This window comes from Pantoea sp. SGAir0184 (genome assembly GCF_043544755.1).
In genome coordinates, this window is record NZ_CP028051.1 from 24,686 (window position 1) to 50,253 (window position 25,568).

A 25,568-nucleotide genomic window follows, 5' to 3' on the forward strand; every position below is an offset into this window, starting at 1 on the left:
CATGAAAGGATCAATTTTTCGCCATGCGGATCCGTTGCCGCTCGGCGTCAGCAGCGGCGAAGTGATGACGGTACTCGGTCCGCTGCCGGTGGCGGAGATGGGCGTCACGCTGATGCACGAGCACATTTTACTGGATGCCTCCGGTAAATGGGTGCCGCCCTGCTGCTGTAGCGACCGCCACATTGCTGAAATGCCGGTGTGCATCGAAAACCTCGGCGAGCTGTCGCTCAACCCGCTGATGAGTCGCGACAACTGCCAGCTGTTTGACGTCGATACCGCGATTGACGAGCTGATGAAATACCGCGCGCTGGGCGGCGAAACGGTGATCGATCCGACCAATATCGGCATCGGCCGCGATGGCAAAGCGCTGCAGCGCATTGCACGTCTCACCGACCTGAATATTGTGATGGGCACCGGCCTGTATCTGGAGCCGTCGCATCCCGAGTGGGTAAAAACCATCAGCGTGGAACAGCTGACCGACAAGCTGATTTACGACCTCGGCGGACTGCCGGAGAAGCCGGAGGTGCTGGCCGGGCTGATCGGTGAAATCGGCATATCCAGCCGCTTCACGTCCGATGAAGAAAAATCGCTGCGTGCCGCCGGGCGCGCCAGCGCGGCCACCGGCGTGCCGATTCAGGTGCATCTGCCGGGCTGGGAGCGGCTCGGCCATAAGGTGCTGGATATTCTGGCGCAGGAAGGTGCCGATCTGCGCCACACCGTGCTATGTCACATGAACCCCAGCTTTGCCGACAAAACCTACCAGCGCGAGCTGGCGGATCGCGGCGTGTTCCTCGAATACGACATGATCGGCATGAGCTACTACTACGCCGACGAATCGGCGCAGTCACCGTCCGATGAGGAGAACGCGCGCGCCATTTGCGCACTGATCGACGACGGTTATCTGCCGCAGATTTTGCTGTCCCAGGACGTATTCCTGAAAACCATGCTGACGCGTTACGGCGGTCACGGCTATGGCTACATCCTCAAACATTTTGTGCCGCGCCTGAAACGTCATGGCGTCAGCGGCGAACAACTCGAAACCCTGATGATCACTAATCCGCAACGGGTGTTTGGCGGATAAACGGAGAAGTTGGCATGCAAAAGAACGTCTTGCTGGTCGGTGAATCCTGGACCAGTACCGCAACGCACGTAAAAGGCTTTGATCAGTTTGCTACCGCCACCTGGCACAGCGGTGCGGCGGATTTTCTCGCTGCGCTGCAGGATAGCACCTATGCCGTCACGCATATGCCGGCTCACGCCGCCGCCACTGATTTTCCGCAGACGCTGGAGGATTTGCAGCGCTGGGACGTGATTATTCTGTCCGATATCGGTGCCAATACCCTGCTGCTGCATCCGGACACCTGGCTGAAAAGCCGGCGCACGCCCAATCGCCTGGCGCTGATACACGACTATGTTGCCGCGGGTGGCGCATTGATGATGGTAGGCGGCTATTACAGTTTTCAGGGGATTAACGGCGGCGCACGCTATCGCAATACGCTGGTGGAGAAAGTGCTGCCGGTGCGCTGTCTGGCCTGGGATGACCGCATCGAAACGCCGGAGGGCAGTTACGCCGAGGTGACAATGTCACACAAAGTGGTTACCGATCTTCCCGGCGACTGGCCGTGGCTGCTCGGTTACAACGAAGTGGAGATGCAGCCGGAAGGCACGCTGCTGGCCACCGTGGCGGGCACCGGCCATCCGCTGCTGGCGGTGCGCGAATATCAGCAAGGCCGCTCGCTGGTGTGGACCAGTGACATGTCAGCCCACTGGCTGCCGGAAGAGTTCAGCCGCTGGCCGGGCTATCGCCAGCTGTGGATCAACTGTCTCGACTGGCTGACGGAGCGTGACTGATGCCAGCGCGCTCACTGCCTCTGGCGCAGCAGCTGCTGAGCTTTGACACCATCAATCCGCCGGGCAATGAGCTGGCCTGTGTGCAATTCCTCGCCGCGTGGCTGCAGGAGCAGGGCTTCGTGGTCGAACTGACGGGGTTTGGCGAGCAGCGCGCCAACCTGATCGCCCGCCTGCCGGGCCAGATGCCGGGCAAACCGCTGGCCTTTACCGGCCATCTGGACACCGTGCCGCTGGGTAATCAGCCGTGGCAGTTTGATCCGTTTGGTCACGACATTGATGGCGACCGGCTGTACGGGCGCGGTGCCAGCGATATGAAAGCGGCGGTAGCGGCGTTTGTGCTGGCCTGCGTGCAGCACAAAGCGGCGATTGCCGCCGGGCGCGGCGTGGTACTGCTGCTGACCGGCGGTGAAGAGACCGGCTGCCACGGTGCGCAGGCGCTGATCGCTGCCGGGCTGTTGCCTGAAGTTGGCGCGCTGATCGTAGGCGAGCCAACCGCCAACCAGCCGGTGATCGGCCACAAAGGCGCGCTGTGGCTGCGCTGCGAAACGCGTGGCAAAACCGCGCACGGAGCCATGCCGGAGCTGGGCATCAACGCCATCTACCTGGCGGCTGATGCGCTGGGTAAAATTCGTCACTTTTCACCGGGCGCGCCGCATCCGCTGATGAAACAGCCGACGCTGAACGTCGGCCGCATTGAGGGCGGTCTCAACATCAACTCGGTGCCGGACCGCGCCGCGTTTGATGTGGATATCCGCAGCGCGCCCAACCTGCAACACGCGGTAATTCGCCAGCAGCTGGCGACCTTTCTCGGTGACAGCGTGCACATCAGCACGCTGGTCAATCTGCCAGCGGTGCTAAGCCCGGAGCGGCACCAGTGGATTCAGTCGGTGTACCGTGCCTGCGAAGCCGTGACGCAGCAACCTGCGGAAGCGCGCATCGTGCCCTATTTTACCGATGCCTCGCTGCTGCTGCCGGCGCTCGGCGATCCGCCCTGCATTATTCTCGGTCCCGGTGAGCCGACGCAGGCGCACCAGACCGATGAATACTGCCTGGTGAGTCGTCTGAGCGAGGCTGAGCAGATTTACGGGCAGCTCATCGCTGACTGGATGCGCTGAGTGCCGCTGATGCGCTAAAAACGGATTTTTTCCCTCTGCGCCGCCGGAAACGCGCAGCAGCCTGTTACACTCGTCGGCTATAACAACTTTTTAACGTCAGCGGCGCAGTGTGCTGGCGTTATTACGCAGGATAGTCGCGGTTATGCCCGTCAATTTTGACCTCAACGATCTCTACGCCTTCCGCGCGCTGGTGGAGTACGGCAACTTTCGTCTGGCGGCGGAGTCAATCTGCCTGTCGCAGTCAGCGCTCAGCCGCAGAATTGAGAAGCTGGAAGCGGCGCTCGGCACCCGGCTGTTTGACCGCACCACGCGGCGCGTCACGCTGACGCTGTATGGCCAGAACTTTTCTCAGCGCTCGGAGCAGTTGCTGGATAATGTCGAATCGATGCTGGCCGACGTCGAGCGCGCCAGCCAGGATCGCACCGGCCTGATCACCGTCGCTACCGTGCCCTCGGGCGCTTACTATTTTATGCCGGAGGTGATCCGCCGCTTTCAGGCGCGTTACCCGCGCGTGCGCATCAAGCTGATAGACAGCAGCGTCGGCAACGTGATGGATGCAGTCAGCAGCGGACAGGCCGATTTCGGTATCTGCTTTGCGCGCAATCTTCCGTCGGAGCTCACCTTCACGCCGCTGGTGGAAGATGTTTACGTCGCCGCCTGTCGCCACGATCATCCGCTGGCGACGCGCCAGCAGCTCAGCTGGCAGGAGTATTTTGCGCAGGATTATGTGGCGCTGGATAAAGTGTCCGGTAACCGCAATCTGCTGGACAACGCGCTGGCGCACATTACGCCCGCCCGGCAAAGCATCTGCGAAACGCGCCATGTCACGACGCTGCTGGGGATGGTAGAAGCGGGCATCGGCATTGCTGCCGTGCCCGCGATGTCGATGCCGGCGAACGGGCATCCGCTGCTGCGCCAGCTGGCGCTGACCGATCCGCAGGTCACCCGTTCGGTGGGATTAATTCGCCGCAGCGGACGTATGCAATCTTACGTCGCTGCGGAACTGGAAAAGCTGATTATCGAACAGTCTCATCACGCTTAACGCGCGGTTTGCAACGTCAGCGCGCGGCGGCGATACAGGTACAGCGTCGCCAGCAGCGCACAAATCGCCGCAAAGCTCATCCAGTAACCCGGTGACGCTTTGTCGCCGGTGTATTCGATCAGCGCGGTAGACACCACCGGCGTAAAGCCGCCAAACAGCGCGGTTGCCAGGCTGTAGGCCAGCGAGAAACCGGCGACGCGCACTTCTGCCGGCATCACTTCAGTCAGCGCCGGGATCATCGCACCGTTATACAGGCCGTAAATAAACGACAGCCACAGCAGCACGCTCAGCATCATGCTGAAGGTCGGCGTCTGCGCCAGCAGCGTCAGTGCCGGGTAGGCGGTCGCCAGCGCCAGCAGCGTCATCGCCAGCAGCACCGGTTTACGCCCAAAGCGGTCCGACAGCGCACCGCCAACTGGCAGCCAGATAAAGTTGGAGATCGCCACCAGCAGCGTCACCAGCAGGCTGTCCGAGGCGCTCAGCATCAGCACTTTTTTGCCGAAGGTAGGTGCATAGACGGTAATGAGGTAGAACGCGGTGGTGGTCATCGCCACCATCAGCATCCCGGCAATCACCACCGGCCAGTTTTGTAACAGCGTGCTAAATACCTGACGCATATCCAGATGATGACGGCGCGCGCTGAACTCCTGCGTTTCCTCCAGACGGCGACGCAGAATAAAGATAAACGGCACGATCAGGCAGCCAAACAGGAATGGAATACGCCAGCCCCAGGCGCTGATGGCGCTCTGCTCCAGCGCAGCATTGAGCGCGAAGCCCATTGCGGCCGCGACCATGATGGCAACCTGCTGACTGCCGGATTGCCAGCTGGTGTAGAAACCTTTGCGCCCTGGCGTGGCAATCTCTGCCAGATAAACCGACACGCCACCCAGTTCTGCCCCGGCCGAGAAGCCCTGCAGCAAACGGCCAATCAGCACCAGCAGCGGCGCCCACAGGCCAATCGACTGGTACGACGGGATCAGCACGATCAGGAAGGTGCCCGCCGCCATGATTGACAGCGTGACGATCAGCCCTTTGCGCCGGCCAACCTTATCGATATAAGCGCCCAGCACAATCGCGCCAATCGGCCGCATCAGGAAGCCGGCACCGAACACCGCAAAGGTCATCATCAGCGACGCGAATTCGCTGCTGGCGGGGAAAAAGGTGTGCGCGATATAGGTGGCATAGAAACCGAACAGGAAGAAATCGAACTGTTCGAGGAAGTTGCCGGAGGTGACGCGGAAAATAGCGCCAACCCGGGCTCGGGTGGTCATCGGTAAGGCAGAGGAATGCATAAGTATCTCCAGTTTGTCCCTGGCGCTGTTATCAATCGCGCCTGCTTCGGAAGACTGGATCAGAACGTTAAGGTTAATAAGCGCAATAAACGCATGGCGTGATGCGTGCGGCGCATTAATCGCTGCCGGCAACGGGCCACCCTCAATATTAACAATGAGTTAACAAAGCCAGCCCCGTTTTTACTCCGCTCAGGCCCGCGGGCACCACAATACAGATTTGTGACCAGCTTCAAGCCGCTCACGGTGAGCCTGGCGCATCACAGGATAAACACATCTCTTTTTTCGCATATGTAGTTGACTTCATCACGTCGCCGCACCACACTGTTTGCTTTCCATTCAGGAGGGATTATGTCGCCGCTAACGCCACTGCAGCTGTTTAAAAACCTTTCCGATGAGACGCGTCTGACGCTGGTGCTGCTGCTGAAAGAACGTCAGGAGCTGTGCGTGTGCGAGCTGTCTGCCATTCTGCAACTGCCGCAGCCGAAGATTTCCCGTCATCTGGCGCTGCTACGCAACAGCGGTTTGCTGAGCGATCGTCGTGACGGCAAGTGGATCCACTATCGCCTTTCGCCACATATGCCGGTGTGGGCAGCGACGGTGATCGAACAGGCATGGCAATGCCAGCGCGATGCGATCCATGCCCTGCTGCTGCCGGTGCAGCGTGACCAGCTGACCACCGATGGCCGGGCGGTGTGTCTGTAAAAAATTTTACCCATACATATTCGATTTACCATATATGAAACGAACACAACCTGACTTTCCGGAGGAAACATGTTACTGGCAGGGACTATTTTCGCCATTACTTTACTGCTGGTGATCTGGCAACCGCGCGGGCTGGGCATTGGCTGGAGTGCCAGCGCCGGCGCGCTTCTGGCGCTACTGACGGGCGTGGTGCATCCCGGCGATATCCCGGCGGTGTGGCAGATTGTCTGGAACGCCACCGCCACCTTTATCGCGGTGATCATCATCAGCCTGCTGCTTGATGAGGCCGGCTTTTTTGCCTGGGCGGCACTGCACGTGGCGCGCTGGGGCGGTGGCAGCGGTAAAAAATTGTTCTCCTTTATTATCCTGCTGGGCGCCGCAGTCGCCGCGCTGTTTGCCAATGACGGCGCCGCGCTGATTCTGACGCCTACCGTGATCGCGATGCTGCTGGCGCTGGGTTTCAGCCGGGGGGCCACGCTGGCGTTTGTCATGGCGGCCGGGTTCATCGCCGATACCGCCAGCCTGCCGCTGGTGGTGTCCAATCTGGTTAACATCGTCTCGGCCGACTATTTCCGGATCGGCTTTGGCGATTACGCCGCTGTGATGGTGCCGGTCACGCTGGCGGCGGTGCTGGCGACATTGCTGATGCTGCACCTGTTTTTCCGCAAAGAGCTACCGCTCAGCTACGATCGCGCCCGGCTGACGTCGCCTGCGGCGGCAATTCGGGATCGAGCTACTTTCCGCGCGGGGTGGCTGGTGCTGCTCTTATTGCTGGCTGGCTTTTTTGCCCTTGAGCCGCTGGGCGTACCGGTGAGTGCCGTGGCCGCCGCAGGCGCACTGATGCTGTGGCTGGTGGCGCGGAGGGGTCAGGTGATTGATACGCGTAAAGTGCTGCGCAGCGCTCCGTGGCAGATTGTGGTGTTTTCGCTCGGCATGTACCTGGTGGTGTATGGTTTGCGCAACGCCGGGCTGACCGTCTGGCTCACCGGCTTGCTCAACGATTTTTCTTCCACTGGCCTGTGGGGCGCAACGTTTGCCACCGGCTTCTTCAGCGCCCTGCTCTCCTCCATCATGAATAATATGCCGACGGTGCTGGTGGGCGCCCTGGCGATTGATGCCAGCACGGCGCAGGGCGTAGTGCGCGAGGCGATGATTTACGCCAACATTATCGGCTGCGATCTGGGTCCGAAAATCACTCCGATTGGCAGTCTGGCAACGCTGCTATGGCTGCACGTACTGGCGCAAAAAGAGATTCGCATCAGCTGGGGCTACTATTTTCGCGTCGGCATCACCCTGACGTTACCGGTGCTGGCCGTGACGCTGGCAGCTCTGGCGCTGCGCCTTTCCCTTTGACCGTTAAGAGACTGACAATGACTAACATTACCATCTATCACAACCCGGACTGCGGCACCTCGCGCAATATGCTGGCACTGATTCGCAACAGCGGCGTCGAGCCCACCATTGTGCTTTATCTGGTTACGCCACCCACGCGTGAAACGCTGCAGCAATTGATCGACGCCATGGGGATTGGTCTGCGCGCGCTGGTGCGTCAAAACACCGACGCCTGGCAGGCGCTGGGGCCCGTACGTGAAACGCTGAGCGATGAGCAACTGCTGGATGCCATGCTGGCGCAGCCGATTCTCATCAACCGCCCGATTGTGGTGACGCCACTGGGAACGCGTCTGTGCCGTCCTTCTGAGCAGGTGCTGGATATCCTGCCCGATGCGCAGCGCGGTCCGTTTACTAAAGAGGATGGTGAGGTGGTGATTGATGCGCAGGGCCGGCGCGTCAGTCTTTAGTCGGTCAGAAATCGTCCGGGATAATCTGCTTCAATCGCGTGTACCTGGTCATAACGGCCAAACAGGCGATAGCGATTGCGGGCAATCAGGTTGTAGATCAGGTTAGTGAGCCCGTCCGGCAGATAACGCAGAACGCCGCAGGCGCGCCACGGCCAGGGCAGCGAGTGCATAATGCGACAGATAGCCTGCGCGCGCAGCCAGTGCTGCCCATCGCGCAGTAACACGATGGTGCGGATGTTAGCTTGCGGTAATCCGGCGCGCTGCAGCAGCTGTTTGCCGCGCTCGCTCTGGATCGCTGCAAAGTGATAATCGCGCGGCAGGCGGTGGCGCAGCAGAAAAATCACCCAGGCATTACACAGCTTGCATTGTCCATCATAAAGAATGATCGACTGGCCGGACTCGGGTTGCACGGATAATGACACCTGACCTCCGCATTACAGATACAAAAATACCGGTGAGGCGACACGCCCCACCGGTTCTATTATATGTCACTTATCAGAAGCTGACTTTCACGCCCGCCACCGCGCTGGTGAGCGCGGTTTCAGGCGCATCAGAATTGCGCGAGAGTCTGCAGTGTTTCAGGATTTTGCTGCACCATGCGAATCAGCAGTACGGCCTGAGCGTTAGGTTTTGCCCTGCCCTGCTCCCAGTTCTGATAGGTGGTTTCGCCCGTGTGAAGATAGTGCGCAAAAACGGCCTGTGACAGGTTAAGCTTTTCGCGCACGTCGCGCAGCTCCTGCGGCGCAATGGTGACAGGCGCGCGCTTACTGACCTTATAGGTCTTGAGCGTGATTTTTCCGTCCTGGTGGTCTTTCAGCTCCTGCATACCCGCCATCAGCTCACTGAAAATATCGCGTTCAGTCATGTCTCAGCCCCTTTTTGATCACGTTCAGCGCCTCCGCCAGGGCATCGCGCTGTTGTTTGGTCAGATCGTCGCGTTGATCTTTATCATATATGCTGAACAGGATGAACTGGCCTTTTTCATTCGTCCAGTAATAGATAACTCTAATCCCGCCCCGCGATCCCTTGTTCCGGCGTTCATCCCTGAAACGAACTTTACGAAGCCCGCCCGTATCGGGAATGACGTCGCCCTTTTCGGGGTCGGCCAGCAACATATTCTGAAACAGCCTGAATTGATCGTCGCTCAGGTAATCTGCCCGGTATTTCTGAAAGCTGGAAAGCTCAATAAACGTCGCTTGCATGGCCCTTTCCCTGTCCCCATCTAAGGGACATCATATCCCCATATTGGGGATAGTTCAACTCAAGTAAAAAAGAAAGGGCCCCCGTACGAGAGCCGTTTATCATCAGAAGCTGACTTTCACGCCCGCCACCGCGCTGGTGTCGCTGTAGCTGTGGTTGCCCAGCTGCTGCGCCACGCCGCCCCACAGATTGACGTTCGCGTTCAGCCGCGCGTCCACGCCCAGCTTCACCTCGGCGGCGTTACGCGTGCCCGCCTGCTGGATGTTGACGCCGTTCAGCGCGGTGCCGAACGCCTTGCTGTTGTGCAGCCAGTTCGCCTCGGCGTACGGCTCGATGGCGCTCTGCGACTGCGGGTCGAGCAGCGTGCGCAGCGAGGCGCGCACGCCCAGGCGGCTCTGCAGGTTGTCCTGACCGGTGCCCTGCACGCGGCTGCCGTTCTGCTCTTTCACGTCGTCCGCCTTCACGCCCTGCCAGTTCAGCTGCGCCTGCGGACGCAGCCACAGGCTGGTGCTGTCGCTCAGCGTTGCCACTTCGGCGCGGTAGCCGCCGGCCAGCGACGCGCTGATGCCTTTGGATTTATACGACTGCTGGCCGATGTCGTCGCCCTTCACGCTGTTGTTAAACCAGCCGTAGCTCAGCGAGCTGTCAACAAATGCACCGCTCTGCTCTGCCGCGTTCTGCTGCCAGCTGCCGTACACACCCAGGCTGTAGCCGTTCACCTGACCACGCGACTGGTAGCCGCTTACCGCCGAGCGCGATTTGCTCTGCGCGTTGCCGTAGCCGGCCATCGCGCCGAGGCGCAGGCTGTCGCTGCCGGTCAGCGTGCCACTCGCCACGTCGCCGCCCAGCTGGATGGCGTAGCGGTTGGTGTCGGACTTCAGCTGACCGCTGCTGTCTTTCACCCGGCTGTGGCCGGCGCTGTTGTGCAGCCACAGGCGCGTGCTCTGCCGCTGGCCGTTCGCGTCGGTGTAGAAGGTTTCCGCCGGACGGTCGTCCATGCTGGTGGTAAACAGCGTGTTGGCCGCCGCCAGGTTGGCGCTGTAGCTCGCCGCTTCCGGACGCACGATCATGTTGTGCTGATTTACCGGTGGCTCGACGATCTGGCCGCCTTCGCCCTCGCCCGGCGTCACCACCGGATCGGGCTCGCTGCCGTTTTTGTCACTCACCAGATACCAGCCGTGCTGATCCGCGCCCTTCACCAGGTTGTAGTCATAGGCACCGGCGACAATACGCCCTTTCTGACGGAACTCGCCGTTGTTAGCGCCGTCCACCTGAATGATGTTCAGGCCCTGGATAGTCTGCGCGCCGCTGCCGCCGGCGTTGTTGACCACCACGTCGGTGCTGCCGCTGCTGTCGCCGAGGATGTGCAGTTTATCGCTGGCGGAGTGGTCGTCGCCCAGCGCCGCGTTCATCACCAGCGTGCTGTTGTCGCCGCTGTAGTTACCGTTGACCGTCAGGGTGCTGAAGCCGGCGCCGTCGTGGGTGAAGTTCAGCGTACTGTTGCTGGCGCTCAGCGCGTCGACGCTGCTGTTGCCGGTGATGTTCCACTGGCTGTTGTCGCTGAGCGTCAGCGTGTGCAGGCCGGATGACGCACCGGTCCACGCCGAGCTGCCGCTCAGGTTGATCTGGCTGTCGGTGGTCTGGCTGCGGTCAATGTCTACGTTGCCTTCAAACAGCGAGCGGTTGCTGCCGTTCAGTACCACCGAGCCGGCGGTCGAACCTTCTGCTGTGTTATAGCCGGTTTTCAGCAGCGTGCTGCCGCTCAGCACTGAATTATCCGCGTCGATATTCATACTGGTGCCGGTAAGCACGTTAACGGCGGTGCCGCCGGTGGCGGTGACGCGGGTATTCGAAAGTTTTATATCCGCCAGCGTGGTTTGATACTGCGATAGAATACCGGTGGCGTTTTCGCCGGATACATCAATATCGGAATCGCTCAGGGAAAGAGTATTCCGTGGATCCGGATAATATAAATTCAGCACGTTGATGGCTGCGTTAAAGCCTTGAGAATCTGTGCCGCTTTTTTCAATGGTAACGTTATTACCCTTAAATGTGCCTCCGTCCTGAACTTCAATACCGTAACCGCCGCTGCGCGCCAGTATGGAAACATTCTCAGCTTTGATATTGCCTGAATATCCTGAAGCCAGGGCTGCATTGTTCGCATCAGTGATAATATTAACGTTTTTCAGGTTGATGGTTGCACTGTAATTGCTTAAAGCAGCGTATCCGCTATTCTGGCCGATGTTGATTCGGCTGTCAGAGAGACTGAGGACCGTTCCGGAACCACTGGCGGCCACGCCTGAGCCACTGCCGGTGACTTTTATGTCAGCATTTGAGGCATTCAGCGTCGATTTTGCGTCTGCATTCAGGCCATTAGCGCCTGCGCCGCTCACTGCAAATGAACTATTGTCCACGTTCAGCACAGTGCCCTCGCCGCTGGCGTAGCCGCCGTGTGCATTCCGGCCAGAAGTGCCGACCTGCTCATCGCTGACGTTCAGTGTCGAGCCGGTTCTGGCATATAAGCCATGCGCACCCTGTCCGGTCGTTGCCACTTCCCCGCCACTTATGGTTAATACTGTGCCTGCACTTTCCGTGACTGCGCCGTGTGCCTTATCACCGCTGGTGGTGACCTTTACGTTTCTGGCATTTAAGGTTGAAGCGCTGCCGGCATACAGACCAAAAGCACTTGCTCCGGTGGTTTCGAACGTACAGTTATCCAGGTTCACTTGCGTACCGGCATTGTTTGCAGTCACTCCATTCGACTGGTTACCGCTGGTGCTGACCTTTACGTTTCTGGCATTTAAGGCTGAAGCGCTGCCGGCATACAGACCAAAAGCACTTGCTCCGGCGGTTTCGAACGTACTGTTATCCAGGTTCACTTCCGTACCGGCATTGTTTGCAGTCACGCCATTCGACTGGTTACCGCTGGTGGTGACCTGCACGCCGCTGGCATTGAGTTTGCTGCCGGTACCCGCGGCCAGACCGTAGGCTTTGGTGCCGGTCGTGGTCACTTTGCCGCCCGTCATCGTCAGTTCACTGTTTTTGTCTGTGGCCATCACAGCATAAGACTGATCGCCGCTGGTGCTCACCTGCACATCGCTGGCATTAAGTTGGCCGCCGGAGCCTGCGAACAGACCGTAGGCTTTCGCACCGCCAGTGGTGACGCTGCCGCCGGTTAAATCGATTAGCGAACCGGTGGCGCGGGAATAAGCACCGTGGGCACTGTCACCGTGCGTAACATAGTCTGCGTTCAGGCTGTTAATGATCCCGGCCGAAGAGGCATAGGCGCCGTAGGCGGCCTGTCCGGTGGTTTCCACGCGGGTGCCATTGAGTTTTAAGGTGCCAGTCCTGCTGGCGACCACGCCGTAGCCGCCGGTGCCCGTGGTTTGCACGCTGCCACGCGTCATTTCAGTCGCTGAAGACGCCAGGGTGGAGAAGACACCGTAGCCGTTATTGCCATCGTTGAGCACGGTCACATCTGTGGCGCTGGCCTGTCCGCCGTTCTGCACCAGCAGTCCATAGTGATCGTTACCGGTTGCCTGCAGCGTCTGGTTGCTCAGTTCCAGCTTCTCCTCCGGGCCGTTTACCAGTGCGCCATGGTCAGAGGCCAGCGCCATCGGTGCACCGGCCAGCAGCAGCGCCGAACCCAGCGCACCGCTGACCAGTCGTGATTTACCCGCCGCTATACCTGAACAGGATGATTTGACTTTGCCGCGCGCCAGTTCAGAGGTGACGACATAACATTGCAGGGCATAATTCCAGATAACGCGATAACTTTTGTTCATAATTTTCCTGACCCGGATTCAATCAAAATCTTGCGGCTTAAATCTCTTTCTGCCGTTCAGCCTGAAGTGGCCGATGAAAAAATCTTCGCAAAATCGTCAGGGGGTGAACATGAGAGCACCGGCAGGCGGCTGTAGTCGCCGGACTACAAAAAGTAAGCTGTTGCGCTATGTTCAGGATCAATAAATCGTGCATTGCAGAGGAGAAAAACTGGCTGCAGAAGAAGACTGCTGAGGGCGAGGGTAAATGGCAGGGATAAAAAAAGCGGCCCCCGTTGCGGGAGCCGTCTGTCATCAGAAGCTGACCTTCACGCCGGCGATGGCGCTGGTGTCGCTGTAGCTGTGGCTGCTCAGCTGCTGCGCTACGCCGCCCCACAGGTTGACGTTGGCATTCAGCGTGGCATCGACGCCCAGCTTCAGCTCACCGGCGTTGCGCGTGCCGGCCTGATGGATGGTAACGCCGTTCATTGAGGTGCCCAGCGCGCGGGTGTTGTGCACCCAGCTGGCCTCGACGTACGGCTCCACGCTGCGCCCCTGCTCCAGCCCGGAGCGCAGTGAGGCGCGCACGCCGACGTGGCTCTGCAGGTTATTTTCACCGGTGCCGCGTACGCGGGTGCCATTGCCTTCCGTCAGGTCATCGCCCTTCACGCCCTGCCAGTTCAGCATCGCCTGCGGACGCAGCCAGAAGCCGGTCGACTCGGAGAGCGTCGCCACTTCGGCGCTGTAGCCGCCGGCGAGCGACGCCAGGATGCCCTTAGACTTGTAGGACTCCTCGCCGATGTCCTCGCCCTTGATGCTGTTGTCGAACCAGCTGTAGCTCAGCGTGCTGTCGATAAACGCGCCGCTGCGCTCGGCCGCGTTCTGCTGCCAGGTGCCGTAAATGCCCAGGTTGTAGCCGTGCACCTGACCGCGCGACTGATAGCCGCTCACCGCCGAGCGCGATTTGCTCTGCGCGTTGCCGTAGCCGGCCATCGCGCCGAGGCGCAGGCTGTCCGCGCCGGTCAGCGTACCGGTCGCCAGGTCACCGCCCAGCTGGATGGCGTAGCGGTTGGTGTCGGTTTTCAGCTGGCCGCTGCTGTCTTTCTGGTGGTTGTGGCCGCCGCTGTTGCGCAGCCACAGGCGGGTGTGCTGCTGCCGGCCGTTCGCGTCCGTGTACTGCGTGACGCCCGGGCGGTCGTCCATGCTGGTGGCGAACAGCGTGTTGGCCGCCGCGATGTTGGCGCTGTAGCTCGCCGCTTCCGGGCGCACGATCATATTGTGCTGCTCCGCCGGCGGCGCGATGATGTCACCGCCGGTGCCTTCGCCCGGTGCGGTCACCGGATCGGTATTAACCGGATCGGTCTCGCTGCCGTTTTTGTCGCTCACCAGATACCAGCCGTGCTGATCCGCGCCTTTTACCAGGTTGTAGTCATAGGCACCGGCGACAATACGCCCTTTCTGACGGAATTCGCCGTTGGTCGCGCCGTCCACCTGAATCAGTTGCAGGCCCTGAATGGTCTGCGCGCCGCTGCCGCCGGCGTTGTTCACCACCACGTCGGTGTTGCCGTTGACGTCACCCAGCACGTGCAGCCGGTCGGTGGCCGAGGTGTCGCCGCCCAGCGCCGCATTCATCACCAGCGTGGCGTTGTCCGCCGTGTAGTTGCCGTTAACAGTCAGCACCGTGAAGTTCGCGGTGTTGTGCGCCACGTTGATCACGCTGTTGTTCGCGGTCAGCGCATCGACGCTGCTGTTGTCCATGATATTCCACTGGCTGTTGTCGCTGAGCGTCAGCGTATTCAGGCCGCTGGAGGCGCCAGTCCACACCGAGCTGCCGCTCAGGTTGATCTGGCTGGCGGTGGTCTGGCTGCGGTCAATGTCCACGTCACCGACGAACAGCGAGTGGTTGCTGCCGTTCAGCACCACCGAGCCAGCGGTCGAACCTTCTGCTGTGTCATAGCCGGTTTTCAGCAGCATGCTGCCGCTCAGCAGCGAATTATCGGCGTCGATATGCATGCTGGTGCCGGTCAGCACGTTGACGGCGGTGCCGCCGGTCGCGGTGATGGCGGTATTCGCCAGTTTTATATCCGCCAGCGTGGTTTGATACTGCGATAGAATACCGGTGGCGTTTTCGCCGGACACATTAATATCGGAATCGCTCAGGGAAAGAGTATTCCGTGGATCCGGATAATATAAATTCAGCATGTTGATGGCTGCGTTAAAGCCTTGAGAATCTGTGCCGCTTTTTTCAATGGTAACGTTATTACCCTTAAATGTGCCTCCGTCCTGAACTTCAATGCCGTAACCGCCGCTGCGCGCCAGTATGGAAACATTCTCAGCATTGATATTGCCTGAATATCCTGGAGCCAGGGCTGCATTGTCCGCATCAGTGATAATATTAACGTTTTTCAGGTTGGTGGTTGCACTGTAATTGCTTAAAGCAGCGTATCCGCCATCCTGGCCGATGTTGATTCGGCTGTCAGAGAGACTGAGCACCGTTCCGGAACCACTGGCGGCCACGCCTGAACCATTGCCGGTAACTTCTATTTCAGAGTTCGACGCATTCAGCGTCGATTTTGGATCTGCAAGCAGGCCATTAGCACCGGTGCCAGTAACCACAAATGTACTGTTGTCCACGTTGAGCACAGAACCCTCGCCGCTGGCGTAGCCGCCGTGTGCATTCCGGCCAGAAGTGCTGACGTGGGCATCTGAGGCGGTCATCGTCCCCGAGCCACCGACGTACAGACCGTGGGCATCCTGCCCGCCGGTCGCAACCTGCACGCCGCTGGCGTTGAGTTTGCCACCGGAAATCGCTGCCAGACCGTAGGCATTGGTACCGCTGGTCGTTACTGCTCCGCCTGCCAGCGTAACTTCTGTCCCGGCCAGGTTAGCAAAAACACCAAAGGACTGGTCGCCATGGGTGACCACATTTACGCCATCCGCAGTCAGGCTGCCGCCGGAACCCGCCACCAAACCATAAGCCTTGGTGCCACTGGTGGTGACGCTGCCGCCTGTGATATCGATCAGCGAACCCGCAGCGCGCGAATAAACACCATAGGCACTGTCGCCGTGCGTTATATAGTCTGCGTTCTGGCTGTTAATGATACCGGCCGAAGAAGCGTAGGCGCCGTAGGCGGTTTTTCCGCTGGTTTCTACACGGGTGCCATCAAGTTTTAATGTGCCGGTCAGGCTGGCGACCACGCCGTAGCCGCCATCGCCCGTGGTTTGCACGCTGCCGCGCGTCATCTCAATCGCAGAAGACGCAAGGGTGGAGAATACACCGTAGCCGTTATTGCCATCATTGAGCACGATGACATCCGTGGCGCTGGCCTGCCCGCCATTCTGCACCAGCAGCCCATAACGATCGTTACCGGTCGCCTGCAGCGTCTGGTTGCTCAGTTCCAGCTTATCCTCAGGGCCGTTTACCATTGCGCCATGAGAAGAGGCCAGCGCCGCCGGTGAACCGGCCAGCAGCAGCGCCGAGCCCAGCGCGCCAATAATCAGTGATGATTTATTTGTCGCTGCACCAGAGCAGGAAGACTTCACTTTGCCGCGCGCCAGTTCCGAGGCCACGACATAACATTGCTGGGCATAATTCCAGATAACACGATAATTTTTGTTCATGCTTTTTCCTGATTCTGATTATGTCGAACCCGGACGGATACGACCTAACGGTTTAAACGGCGGCGATGCGATAAGAATTTTCTCCTCCACCTGATGCCGCAAAATAATTAAAGCTACGGGATTGGGCTGAATTCTAACGTTGAGACAGGTCTTGACCTCTTTAAGACCTGTCTCAAAACTAATCGCCAGACAAATAAAAACCATCAGGTTACGCTGTAGGCTGAGGACTACAGGTTTGCTCACCTTGAAATTTAAATAACTCAAAAACAATGCTTCCGCGCAACCTGAGTGCGCAGAGAATAAACGCCACATCTCCCATTGCAACCCGCAATGCAGCATGGTTAATTCAGCGTTTATTCATTTACCCGAATTACTGCATGTCTGGTTTATCACCTAAATACAACAACAACGACCAATTTATTTATCAAATAATTCACTTGGCGCAGATCTCATAACTTACCCATAACATCAACCATTCAAAGAGTTACGGTAAACCACTGTTATTTAATAACTAATTTTTTCGCCCTCAGATGCTATGTTAACTTTTTAAAAACTTACGAACCTTTAATCTTCAGCACTTAAGTTTAATAAACTCGCGCCGTTTATCCTTAGTGAATAATCTTTATGCTAAGCAGAAAAGTCGCAGGCGAGATTTTAATATTGTAAATAAGACAGTCAGTAATCAGCTGTAAGTTATGGACTACATTTAAAAATAAACACCTGCAAACAGAATGGTCTTGAGTTGATTAAGATGCCGTTATATAAGTGTGCTTTTGAACGAGCGTGCTCAGATTAATTAAGAGAAAGGCAGTGCGTATGGCTAACTTTGTTATTGTTGATGATCATCCTATTGTGCGCGTGGCGATACGGCTGGTGCTGGAAAATGCCGGACATCGTGTTTCAGCAGAGGCTGGCGACGGCGACAATATATTTAGCCTGGTCAAAGAGTATGGTGCCGATGCGGCAATTATTGATATTGATCTGCCCGGCATTGGCGGTATTGAAGCGGTCAGGAATCTTCGCACCGCCGGATCGTTAATCCCGGTGATTGTGATGAGCGGAAAAAACGCGGAATTTTACGCTTATGAGAGTAAAAAAGCCGGTGCTAATGGCTTTATCAGTAAAAAAAACAACCTCAATGATCTGACCCATGCCGTCGACGCGGTGCTGTCCGGCTATGGTTTTTTCCCGCTGCGCCTGAGTCATCAGGCGGAGGGCGATCAGCTGGTGCAGGACAGCGACAAGCTGCTGCTGCTGTCGCATCGCGAATACGAAGTGCTGCGCTACCTCGGTGAAGGCACCGAGATTGTCAAAATTGCCAACCGCATGAAGCTCAGCAATAAAACGGTCAGCACCTATAAAGCCAGACTGATGGAAAAGTTATCGCTCAAAAATCAAAAGGATTTGCTCGATTTCACCCGCCGGAACCAGATCAACTGATGCGACTTTTTTTCCTGTGCGCGCTGTACTGCGCGCTGCTGCTGGTCGCCCCACTGCGCGCGGCGGTGCAGCAGCTTAATTATCAGCCTAACGATTTGCCGACGATGCCCGCGCCGATGCTCAATGACAGCGACTGGCACTGGCTGGGGCAAAAGCGCGACAGCGTGATTGGCATCTATGGGCCGGATCGGCCACCGATGTTGCGCACCAATCCTGAGGGAAGAGTGTTTGGCTACATTCCCGATGCGGCTTACGCTGCGCTGCACAGCCTGGGTATCAGTTTTCGCGTCAAACATTACGACACCGCGCCCGAAGCCTTTGCCGCGCTGGCGCGCGAAGAGCTGGATATGATATTTGTGCCGGCCGGTGAAGCGGTGCCGGCGCATGTTAACGACACCATTAGCGTAACCGCGCTGAAAGCCAGCCCGGTTCGGGTGGTACGCAGCAGCAGTAACCCGCTGGCCGGTCAGGAGTTTTTACCCGGCCCGGCGATAACCTCCCCTTACAGCCAATTGCCGCAGGTCGCAATGGGTACGCTGCCCTATGCCGATGTGCCGGCGGTGGAAGCCTATTACCTGATTGAACGCAACTACCTGAATACGCTGACCATCGATCACATTCTGCCCGATCTCAGCTCGCCGTATCGCTTTGTGGTTAACAGCAAAGAACACGTGCTGGCGCGGGCGATGCGCATTGCGTTTGACGCCCTGCAGCGCCACGCGGCCGGTGAGATCATCGCTGCACGCTGGGATATCGCTAATATCACGCGCTTTGTCACCACGCCGCTGGCGCTAACGCCCACCGAGCAGGCCTGGCTGCAGACGCACAGCCAAATCAACATGGCGGTCACGGACCTGGTCGCACCGTTCTTTATCAAAAATGCGCAGGGCGAAATCACCGGCATCGTGCCGGAGTTGCTCAACCTGATTGAAATGCGCACCGGGCTGAGCTTCAACTTTGTTGAGATCAGCGACAGTCGCGATCTGACCGCGCGGATGAAACGCGGCGATGTCACTATTGCCGCTCCGCTGATCTGGAGCCAGCAGCGCAGCCGTGACTTTTTGATGACCACACCGTTTATGTTCACGCCGGAAGTGCTGGTGACCAACACCGCCGCGCAGGAAGGGCCGCCAAAACGCGCCGCGCTGGTACGCGAGCAGGATGCCTCCCACTGGTTTCTGAAAAAATATCCTGATGTGTCAGTCGATTATGTTGGCAATCCCAGCCTGGCGATGCAGTGGGTGGCGGATGGGCAAACCGACGCCACCATTAATACGCTGGTGGGCGCACGCTATCTCTCCGAAGGTCTGTATCCCGGCAAACTGCGTTTAACCGAGCTGAAACCGGCACAGGAAGCGGCTATCGCCTTTGGCATCAGCCGCAGCGAGCCGGAACTGCAGGACATCATGAACAAAGCGCTGGCCGCCATTCCGGCCGGCATGATGACCGATGTATTAACCCACTGGCAGGCCACGCCCGCCGCGCATTTCGACACCTGGAAGCTGTACCGTAAAGAGTTTTATGTCGGCGCGCTGGGCGCAGCCACTATCATCGCCGTCACCTTTGTCTGGGCGGTGCTGCTGATGCGGCAGGTCAAACGGACGCGCCGCACCAAAGCGCTGCTGCGCCAGGAAATTCAGCTGCGCGATCGCCTGATCAATGGTCCGCCGCGGCCATTTTATGTGGCCTCGCTGGATGGGATGATCGTGCACACCAATCCGGCGTTTACCCAGTTTTTCACCCCGGAAGAACAAACCCATCTGGGCTATTCGCTGTATGACTGTCGCCATCCGCTCTATCACGTGTGGCAGCAGATCGACAAAAACATCCAGCCAGGCGACATTCCGGAAGAGGCGGAATTTGTTATTGATGACGGGCGGCAGAAGCGCCATATCCGTCACTGGATGACCTCGTACACCGGCGATGAAGTGGGCAGCGGAGGGCTGATTTGCGGCTGGCAGGATGTCACCGACTACCTGCAATTGCTGGAAGATCTTTCGCTGGCGCGCGAAGCCACCGAGCTGGCCAGCCAGAGCAAAAGCGACTTCCTCGCCACCATGAGCCATGAAATTCGCACGCCGCTCAGCGCGGTGATTGGCCTGCTGGAACTGCAGACGCAGGAAGGCCGCGCCGATACCGAACTGATTCGCGTGGCGCACGAAGCGGCGGTCAGCCTGATGGATATCGTCGGCGACATTCTCGATATGGCGAAAATTGAGTCCGGACGCATGACGCTGCAGCCGCAGTGGGTCAGCCTGCATGCGCTGGTACGTCCGGTTATCTGTGCCTTTGACGGACTGGCGCGACAAAAAGGCATCAACCTGAACCTGATGCTGCCGGTCGGCGATGACGATCTGTTTTGCGATGCCAGTCGCGTACGCCAGGTGCTGTCTAATCTGGTGGGTAACGCCGTCAAGTTCACCGATCAGGGCGAAGTGAAGGTTACGGTGGGTCTGACGCCGCTGGAGAGCCATACCGAGCTGCGGATCCAGGTGGCCGATACCGGACGCGGCATCGATAAAGCGGCGCAAAATGCGCTGTTCCGCCCGTTCGAACAGGCGGGCCTGTCGGATAACGCCGGCACCGGGCTGGGCCTGTTTATCTGCCAGGAGATCACCCGCCTGATGGGCGGCAGCATTTCTCTGGAGAGCGAACCCGGCGTCGGCACCGTGCTCAACGTCGCCGTGCCGGTCAGCGTGCGTGATATCGCTACCCCGCTGCCGTCTCCGGTCGCGGAACCGTTGCCCGCTGCGCCACAGGTCGCGCTGAATGTGCTGATCATTGACGATCATCCGGCCAACCGCCTGCTGATTTCGCGTCAGCTGACGCTGTTAGGTCATAGTTTCCGCGAAGCGAACAACGGTGAAGAAGGCCTGGCGCAGTGGCGGCAGCAGAAGCCAGACGTGATCATTACCGATTGCAATATGCCGGTGATGAACGGCCTGGATATGACGCGCAACATCCGCCGGGAAGATAAGAGCACCTACATCATCGGCATCACCGCCAACGCGCAGCAGTCCGAGCGTCAGCGCTGCCTCGAAGCGGGCATGAACGAGTGCGTGTTCCGGCCGGTTAAGCTGGCGCAGTTAACCACGATTCTGAGCCAGATTCACAGCGCCAGCGCGCTGTCGGTCGGTGATGATTTTTCTGACTGGGTGGATATTGCCGAAATCGAGAAATATATGCCCAACAGTCCCGGCGCGATCGCGGATTTTCTCGACATCGTGATTAATGAAGCACGCACCGATCTGACGCAGGCGATTGACGTGGTACAAAGCGGCAATCTCGCGACTGCCGCCAGCCTGTTTCATCGCATCACCGGATCGCTGCGCGTCACCGGCATCCGTCAGCTGACGGAGCAGTGCGAAATGCTGGAAGAGCTGGCGGAAATGCAGGAGGACCGGGAAATTATCCTGCTGCATTTACGGGAAGCGCTAACGCTGGTGGAGAGGATGGAAGCTTCGTTCCGTAATCAAACCACATCCGCCCAGGCCGGCGCGCACTGATTGTGCGCCGTCAGGCGGTTTTGATCAGCTTATGCAGCAGCGGATGAGTAATCTGCTCAAACATCCCGGCGTTATTAAATGCCCGCGCCGCCAGCATCGCGCCGTGCACGCTGGCCATCAGAGTTTTGGCTTCGTTTTCAGCGCTGTCGCTGAGCTGGAAAACGCCGCTGGCGGCGCCTTTACTCAGCTGGCGCGCTAACCAGCCGGAGAGATCGCTGAAGTGGCCGCTGACTTCCGTGGCAACATCCGGCGGCAGCGTGGGCATTTCCGCCGCCAGCATCGCGCAGATGCAGAAAGGTGAAGTTCCCTCTTTAATGCAGTGCGCCCAGTAATCGACGTAGGCTTTCACTTCGTTCAGCGGATCGTTGATCTGTTCATCCATCGCCTGCATGCCCGCCTGCGCCTCAGCACGATATTCCTCCACCACCGCTTTCACCAAATCGGCTTTGCCGGGAAAATGGTGGTGGATGCTGGCCTTGCGGATATCCACCTGGGCGGCAATATCGGCATAGCTAAAGCTTTTATAGCCGCCGGCAGTGAGCAACTGGCGGGTGCAGGCCATGATTTCGCGGGCTTTAGAGGAACGGGCAGTCATAACGCAATCCGGTAGAACAACAGAGATCGGTCAACCTACTGGCAGGCAGGGAAGAAGTCAAGCCAGCGGCCTGACGCGCAGCGCGCACTTTTTTCATTTTTTTAGCAATATTTTCGTCGCTGATTCGTCTACCTCATCACCAACCCTGTTTATCACCGTAATGAGGAACCCCAATGAGAGATTTTAACAGGCATCAGCATTCACGTGGTCACCACTTTGGTCATCACCGCATGGCGAAACCGCTGCTGCTCGGCGTGGTGCTGTTTGCTGCCCTTGGCCTGCTGGTGATGTCGCTGTGGAATGCGCTGCTGCCGGAACTGACCGGCGTAAAAAGTATTGGCTTCTGGCAGGCGCTGGGACTGCTGGTTCTGTGTCGCATCCTGTTCGGCGGGCTGGGCTTCCATCCCGGTATGTTTGGCATGGCGCGTCGCCGCATGCATGAACGCTGGATGCAGATGACGCCGGAGCAGCGTGAAGCCTTTATGCAGCAGCGGCGCGAGCGGTTTGGCGGCCGTGGTCATCATGGCGGACGCTGTGACTGGCACGATCGCCGCAGCCAGCGTGACGATCCGCGCCCGCCCGCGGACGATGCGCCCGCCAAATCCCCGGATGCAGAGTAAACGGCATGGCGCAGGATTCGCGGCTGCTGGCGGCCCTCAGCGCCTGCCGCACTAAGCTCAGCACCTTTATTCGCGGCCGCAGCGAGCGGCACGATGAGGCCGAAGATATCCTGCAGGAGATCAGCTGGAAACTGCTGCAGGTGGAACAGCCGGTGGAGAACATCAGCGCCTGGCTGTTTCGCGCCGCGCGCAACGAGATCACCGATCGATCGCGGAAAAAACGCGAACTCTCGCTGTTCAACGCCGCCGGAGACGAGGATTTTCCCGAGGATGAAATTGCCGAAACGCTGTTTGGCGTGGCGCAGACGCCGGAGGATGAGTATCTGAAGACGCTACTGTGGGAAGAGCTGGACGATGCGCTCGCGGAACTGCCTGCTGCGCAGCGCGAGATATTTGAAAAGACCGAACTGCTCGGCTTCAGCTATCAGGATCTGGCCACTGAGAGCGGATGCAGCGTGCAGGCGCTGCTGTCGCGCAAACATAAAGCTGTTCTGTTTTTGCGCACCCGGCTGCGCAGCCTGTACGACGAACTCACGGCCTGACCTGCGCAACCCGATAGCCAAACGGCCATCGGGTTGCGTGCTTTACCACCAGGCCGCGGTGGGCTGCGGCTGTAACAGATCAATGCCCTCGCCCAGCATCGGCAGACACAGTGCAACCTGATGCTCCGCCGCCAGCTGGACGATTTGGGTAAACGGATCGTCCCAGCGGTGAAAAGCTAAATCAAAAGCCGCGTTGTGAATCGGAAACAGCCAGCGCGCGTTGAGGTCCTGAAACGCGCGCAGCGTGTCCTGCGGCAGCATATGAATGTCGGCCCAGCGCGCATCGTAAGCGCCGTTTTCCAGAAACGCCGCATCAAACGGACCGTATTTCCGGCCAATCGCTTTGAAACCGTCGAAGTAACCGGAGTCACCGCCAAAAAACAGGCGGAACTGGTCAGAAATCAGCGTCCACGAACACCACAACCGTTTGTTGCTGTCGAACAAGCCACGTCCGGAAAAGTGCTGCGACGGCGTCGCGACAAAGTGGATGCCGCCGATATCCCGCGACTGCCACCAGTCGAGTTGGGTGACTTTCTCCGGCGCAACGCCCCACTTAATCAGCAAATCGCCGACGCCGAGCGGCGTGAGAAAGTGCTTCACCCGATCTTTCAGCTGCATGATGGTGTGGTAATCGAGATGATCGTAATGGTCGTGCGACAAAATAATGCCTTCGATCGGCGGCAGATCGGCCACGGCAATCGGCGCTGGCTGAAAGCGCTTTGGTCCCAGTCGCTTAAAGGGTGACGCGCGCTCGGCGAACACCGGATCGGTCAGCCAGAACTGGCCATTGAGCTTCAGCAACAGCGAAGAGTGGCCGAGGCGAAAGACGCTGTTGGGCGCGGCCTGTGCCAGCGCGGCGGCCGTGATGGGCTGCACCGGCAGCGCGGCCGGCGGCTGGGTATCTTTCGGTTTATTGAACAGGAAATCCCACAGCATTTTGCGGTAGTCGCCAAAGCTCAGCGACTGACGCGGCTGGACATTGCGAAACTTTTTGCCATCAAACTGAGCGGAGTGCGGATACCCCCTGATTGCACCCCGGCAGAGGCTGGAACCCTTCAACATAGCGCGGATACCTCGAAAAAGAGAAAGCTGGCTGGCAGCAGCGGTAAACATCTGCGGCTACGTTAACCGTTTTATGCCGCGCGCGTCCTCACATTACGAGCCATCGCACCACCGGTAACGCAGAATTTCGCTGCCGGTGTGGCCTTCCTCTGGCGGATGACAGGGCGGCAGCAGGCAGGTAAAGTAACGCTTTTGCATGATTTTACGAGGGAAAATGAACACGCTTTTCGTTTACGGCACGCTGCAGCCGGGCCAGTGCAATGCGCATATCCTGGAAAACATCGGCGGTGAGTGGCTGGCAGGGACGGTCGCCGGCACTTACTATGCCAACGGCTGGGGCGCGGCCGCCGATTTTCCCGGCATCGTACTGGATGAGCACGGCGCGCGCGTGCCGGGTTATCTGTTCATCTCAGATCGGCTGGCGCTGCACTGGCCGATGCTGGATGAGTTTGAAGATGGTTACGACCGGGTGCCGGTCGAGGTCACCACGACCGACGGCCAGCAGCGGACGGCGTGGATTTATCAGCTGCAGCCACAGCAGGACGTCGCGCGCTAACCTCGTACCTTGCCTAAACTGATCCTCACCGGACTGTGAGGAGACAATATGATTACCATTTGTACCGCCTGCGGCACGTCTTATCAGCAGCAGCAACCTGCCCTTACGCAGTGTCGCATTTGTCAGGATGAACGCCAGTTTGTGCCGCCCGGCGGGCAGCAGTGGATCGATCAGTCTGCGCTGCGCGCCTCGCATCAAAATCAGTGGCAACAGCTGGCGCCCGGGCTGCTCAGCCTGCAAACCGTACCGGATTTTGCCATCAACCAGCGCGCCTTTGTGCTGCAAACGCCGCACGGCAATATCCTGTGGGATTGCATCGCGCATCTGGATGACGCCACCGTCACGCTGCTGCGTGCGCTCGGCGGCCTGCACGCCATCGCCATCTCCCATCCCCACTATTACAGCACCATGCAGGACTGGGCCGACGCCTTCGACGCGCCTGTGTATCTGCACGCCAGCGACAGCGAGTGGATCATGCGCGCATCGCCCCGTCTGCTGCCCTGGCACGGCGACAGCTGTGATCTGCTGCCGGGCGTGCGGCTGTTACGTCTCGGCGGCCACTTTGCCGGCGGCACGGTGCTGCACTGGGCGCACGACGATGGCGTGCTGCTGAGCGGCGACATTTTGCAGGTAACGCCCGGTGCCAGTGCAGTTTCGTTTATGTGGAGCTATCCCAATATGTTACCGCTGGCCGGCGCCACGGTGACAGCCATGCTGCAGCGGTTGCAGGGCGTGAAGTTTACGCGCCTGTACGGCGCGTTTGCCGGCCGCGAAATTCTCTCGCGTGCCGATGAGGCGGTGCAGCAGTCGGGCCGTCGCTATCTGGCCTGTCTGCAACATCCCCAGCCGTAGCGCTTACACAGC

The 25,568-nt window shown here is 58.8% G+C and carries 22 protein-coding genes; 13 read left to right on the top strand and 9 right to left on the bottom strand.

What is annotated here, in order from left to right:
- Window position 1: 1 nt before the first annotated feature.
- The 4 genes from C1N60_RS20175 to C1N60_RS20190 all read left to right on the top strand — a co-directional run bounded on the left by C1N60_RS20175 (window position 2) and on the right by C1N60_RS20190 (window position 4,008).
- Window positions 2–1,081, top strand: coding sequence for a phosphotriesterase family protein (locus tag C1N60_RS20175; protein ID WP_394521894.1), 1,080 nt, complete (start codon window positions 2–4; stop codon window positions 1,079–1,081).
- 14 nt (window positions 1,082–1,095) lie between these two features.
- Window positions 1,096–1,851 carry a glutamine amidotransferase gene (locus tag C1N60_RS20180; RefSeq protein WP_136547742.1) on the top strand — a complete coding sequence of 252 codons (756 nt, stop codon included), beginning with the start codon at window positions 1,096–1,098 and terminating at the stop codon, window positions 1,849–1,851.
- Complete coding sequence (locus tag C1N60_RS20185; protein WP_394521895.1) at window positions 1,851–2,966, top strand: M20 family metallopeptidase; 1,116 nt, start codon at window positions 1,851–1,853, stop codon at window positions 2,964–2,966. The genes C1N60_RS20180 and C1N60_RS20185 overlap by 1 nt, the downstream gene beginning before the upstream one ends.
- 142 nt (window positions 2,967–3,108) lie before the next feature.
- Window positions 3,109–4,008: a LysR family transcriptional regulator gene (locus C1N60_RS20190; RefSeq protein ID WP_394521896.1), complete on the top strand. Its 900-nt coding sequence runs from the start codon at window positions 3,109–3,111 to the stop codon at window positions 4,006–4,008.
- Here C1N60_RS20190 and C1N60_RS20195 read toward each other — a convergent pair.
- Complete coding sequence (locus tag C1N60_RS20195; RefSeq protein ID WP_222952343.1) at window positions 4,005–5,300, bottom strand: MFS transporter; 1,296 nt, start codon at window positions 5,298–5,300, stop codon at window positions 4,005–4,007. The two genes, C1N60_RS20190 and C1N60_RS20195, sit on opposite strands and share 4 nt — an antisense overlap.
- Window positions 5,301–5,648: 348 nt before the next feature.
- Between C1N60_RS20195 and C1N60_RS20200 the strand changes: the two genes are divergently transcribed.
- From C1N60_RS20200 to arsC, 3 genes are all read left to right on the top strand, one after another.
- Window positions 5,649–6,002: a metalloregulator ArsR/SmtB family transcription factor gene (locus tag C1N60_RS20200; protein ID WP_021509466.1), complete on the top strand. Its 354-nt coding sequence runs from the start codon at window positions 5,649–5,651 to the stop codon at window positions 6,000–6,002.
- 69 nt (window positions 6,003–6,071) lie between these two features.
- Window positions 6,072–7,355 carry an arsenic transporter gene (locus C1N60_RS20205; protein WP_394521897.1) on the top strand — a complete coding sequence of 428 codons (1,284 nt, stop codon included), beginning with the start codon at window positions 6,072–6,074 and terminating at the stop codon, window positions 7,353–7,355.
- Between the two features lie 17 nt (window positions 7,356–7,372).
- Window positions 7,373–7,801, top strand: a complete 429-nt coding sequence (gene arsC, locus C1N60_RS20210) for an arsenate reductase (glutaredoxin) (RefSeq protein ID WP_394521898.1) — start codon at window positions 7,373–7,375, stop codon at window positions 7,799–7,801.
- Here the strand turns inward: arsC and C1N60_RS20215 are convergent.
- The 6 genes from C1N60_RS20215 to C1N60_RS20240 form a co-directional block, all read right to left on the bottom strand.
- Entirely contained in the window at window positions 7,798–8,223 is a 426-nt protein-coding gene (locus tag C1N60_RS20215) for a thiol-disulfide oxidoreductase DCC family protein (protein WP_264444604.1), read from the bottom strand. The genes arsC and C1N60_RS20215 overlap by 4 nt on opposite strands.
- A 128-nt stretch (window positions 8,224–8,351) precedes the next feature.
- On the bottom strand, window positions 8,352–8,666 hold the full coding sequence (locus C1N60_RS20220; protein WP_058758775.1) for a helix-turn-helix domain-containing protein: 315 nt from the start codon (window positions 8,664–8,666) through the stop codon (window positions 8,352–8,354).
- On the bottom strand, window positions 8,659–9,003 hold the full coding sequence (locus C1N60_RS20225; RefSeq protein ID WP_141496026.1) for a toxin: 345 nt from the start codon (window positions 9,001–9,003) through the stop codon (window positions 8,659–8,661). The genes C1N60_RS20220 and C1N60_RS20225 overlap by 8 nt, the downstream gene beginning before the upstream one ends.
- 102 nt (window positions 9,004–9,105) lie before the next feature.
- The gene (locus tag C1N60_RS20230) at window positions 9,106–12,786 is read right to left on the bottom strand and encodes an autotransporter outer membrane beta-barrel domain-containing protein (RefSeq protein ID WP_394521899.1); all 3,681 of its coding nucleotides are present in this window, start codon (window positions 12,784–12,786) and stop codon (window positions 9,106–9,108) included.
- Window positions 12,787–13,077: 291 nt separating this feature from the next.
- A complete protein-coding gene (locus C1N60_RS20235; RefSeq protein WP_394521900.1) occupies window positions 13,078–16,383 on the bottom strand; it encodes an autotransporter outer membrane beta-barrel domain-containing protein in 3,306 nt (1,101 codons plus the stop codon).
- Between the two features lie 18 nt (window positions 16,384–16,401).
- Entirely contained in the window at window positions 16,402–16,695 is a 294-nt protein-coding gene (locus tag C1N60_RS20240; RefSeq protein WP_127834865.1) for a hypothetical protein, read from the bottom strand.
- 504 nt (window positions 16,696–17,199) lie between these two features.
- Here C1N60_RS20240 and C1N60_RS20245 point away from each other — a divergent pair.
- Both C1N60_RS20245 and C1N60_RS20250 read left to right on the top strand, forming a co-directional pair.
- Window positions 17,200–17,823 (top strand): response regulator, encoded by a 624-nt coding sequence (locus tag C1N60_RS20245; protein WP_127834864.1) that lies wholly within the window; start codon window positions 17,200–17,202, stop codon window positions 17,821–17,823.
- Window positions 17,823–21,329: a response regulator gene (locus tag C1N60_RS20250; protein ID WP_394521901.1), complete on the top strand. Its 3,507-nt coding sequence runs from the start codon at window positions 17,823–17,825 to the stop codon at window positions 21,327–21,329. The genes C1N60_RS20245 and C1N60_RS20250 overlap by 1 nt, the downstream gene beginning before the upstream one ends.
- A 10-nt stretch (window positions 21,330–21,339) precedes the next feature.
- On the opposite strand, the gene C1N60_RS20255 is transcribed toward C1N60_RS20250, so the two are convergent.
- Complete coding sequence (locus C1N60_RS20255) at window positions 21,340–21,924, bottom strand: TetR/AcrR family transcriptional regulator (protein ID WP_021509474.1); 585 nt, start codon at window positions 21,922–21,924, stop codon at window positions 21,340–21,342.
- Window positions 21,925–22,097: 173 nt separating this feature from the next.
- Between C1N60_RS20255 and C1N60_RS20260 the strand changes: the two genes are divergently transcribed.
- Window positions 22,098–22,544 carry a hypothetical protein gene (locus C1N60_RS20260; protein ID WP_127834862.1) on the top strand — a complete coding sequence of 149 codons (447 nt, stop codon included), beginning with the start codon at window positions 22,098–22,100 and terminating at the stop codon, window positions 22,542–22,544.
- A gap of 5 nt (window positions 22,545–22,549) precedes the next feature.
- Window positions 22,550–23,086 carry an RNA polymerase sigma factor gene (locus C1N60_RS20265; RefSeq protein WP_127834861.1) on the top strand — a complete coding sequence of 179 codons (537 nt, stop codon included), beginning with the start codon at window positions 22,550–22,552 and terminating at the stop codon, window positions 23,084–23,086.
- Between the two features lie 42 nt (window positions 23,087–23,128).
- Here C1N60_RS20265 and C1N60_RS20270 read toward each other — a convergent pair whose 3' ends face one another.
- Window positions 23,129–24,148 carry an MBL fold metallo-hydrolase gene (locus C1N60_RS20270; RefSeq protein ID WP_127834860.1) on the bottom strand — a complete coding sequence of 340 codons (1,020 nt, stop codon included), beginning with the start codon at window positions 24,146–24,148 and terminating at the stop codon, window positions 23,129–23,131.
- 214 nt (window positions 24,149–24,362) lie between these two features.
- Here C1N60_RS20270 and C1N60_RS20275 point away from each other — a divergent pair, with 214 nt between their 5' ends.
- Together C1N60_RS20275 and C1N60_RS20280 are read left to right on the top strand one after the other, a co-directional pair.
- Window positions 24,363–24,704, top strand: coding sequence for a gamma-glutamylcyclotransferase family protein (locus tag C1N60_RS20275; RefSeq protein WP_058770129.1), 342 nt, complete (start codon window positions 24,363–24,365; stop codon window positions 24,702–24,704).
- Between the two features lie 48 nt (window positions 24,705–24,752).
- Window positions 24,753–25,556, top strand: coding sequence for an MBL fold metallo-hydrolase (locus C1N60_RS20280; protein ID WP_127834859.1), 804 nt, complete (start codon window positions 24,753–24,755; stop codon window positions 25,554–25,556).
- The last annotated feature ends 12 nt before the right edge of the window (window positions 25,557–25,568 follow it).

Coding starts and splice junctions, on each gene's coding strand:
- C1N60_RS20200 (WP_021509466.1), top strand. CDS start 5,649: ATGTCGCCGCTAACGCCACTGCAGCTGTTTAAAAACCTTTCCGATGAG.
- C1N60_RS20265 (WP_127834861.1), top strand. CDS start 22,550: ATGGCGCAGGATTCGCGGCTGCTGGCGGCCCTCAGCGCCTGCCGCACT.
- C1N60_RS20260 (WP_127834862.1), top strand. CDS start 22,098: ATGAGAGATTTTAACAGGCATCAGCATTCACGTGGTCACCACTTTGGT.
- C1N60_RS20280 (WP_127834859.1), top strand. CDS start 24,753: ATGATTACCATTTGTACCGCCTGCGGCACGTCTTATCAGCAGCAGCAA.
- arsC (WP_394521898.1), top strand. CDS start 7,373: ATGACTAACATTACCATCTATCACAACCCGGACTGCGGCACCTCGCGC.
- C1N60_RS20235 (WP_394521900.1), bottom strand. CDS start 16,383: ATGAACAAAAATTATCGTGTTATCTGGAATTATGCCCAGCAATGTTAT.
- C1N60_RS20175 (WP_394521894.1), top strand. CDS start 2: ATGAAAGGATCAATTTTTCGCCATGCGGATCCGTTGCCGCTCGGCGTC.
- C1N60_RS20255 (WP_021509474.1), bottom strand. CDS start 21,924: ATGACTGCCCGTTCCTCTAAAGCCCGCGAAATCATGGCCTGCACCCGC.
- C1N60_RS20275 (WP_058770129.1), top strand. CDS start 24,363: ATGAACACGCTTTTCGTTTACGGCACGCTGCAGCCGGGCCAGTGCAAT.
- C1N60_RS20225 (WP_141496026.1), bottom strand. CDS start 9,003: ATGCAAGCGACGTTTATTGAGCTTTCCAGCTTTCAGAAATACCGGGCA.
- C1N60_RS20230 (WP_394521899.1), bottom strand. CDS start 12,786: ATGAACAAAAGTTATCGCGTTATCTGGAATTATGCCCTGCAATGTTAT.
- C1N60_RS20190 (WP_394521896.1), top strand. CDS start 3,109: ATGCCCGTCAATTTTGACCTCAACGATCTCTACGCCTTCCGCGCGCTG.
- C1N60_RS20180 (WP_136547742.1), top strand. CDS start 1,096: ATGCAAAAGAACGTCTTGCTGGTCGGTGAATCCTGGACCAGTACCGCA.
- C1N60_RS20240 (WP_127834865.1), bottom strand. CDS start 16,695: ATGTGGCGTTTATTCTCTGCGCACTCAGGTTGCGCGGAAGCATTGTTT.
- C1N60_RS20185 (WP_394521895.1), top strand. CDS start 1,851: ATGCCAGCGCGCTCACTGCCTCTGGCGCAGCAGCTGCTGAGCTTTGAC.
- C1N60_RS20220 (WP_058758775.1), bottom strand. CDS start 8,666: ATGACTGAACGCGATATTTTCAGTGAGCTGATGGCGGGTATGCAGGAG.
- C1N60_RS20245 (WP_127834864.1), top strand. CDS start 17,200: ATGGCTAACTTTGTTATTGTTGATGATCATCCTATTGTGCGCGTGGCG.
- C1N60_RS20270 (WP_127834860.1), bottom strand. CDS start 24,148: ATGTTGAAGGGTTCCAGCCTCTGCCGGGGTGCAATCAGGGGGTATCCG.
- C1N60_RS20195 (WP_222952343.1), bottom strand. CDS start 5,300: ATGCATTCCTCTGCCTTACCGATGACCACCCGAGCCCGGGTTGGCGCT.
- C1N60_RS20250 (WP_394521901.1), top strand. CDS start 17,823: ATGCGACTTTTTTTCCTGTGCGCGCTGTACTGCGCGCTGCTGCTGGTC.
- C1N60_RS20205 (WP_394521897.1), top strand. CDS start 6,072: ATGTTACTGGCAGGGACTATTTTCGCCATTACTTTACTGCTGGTGATC.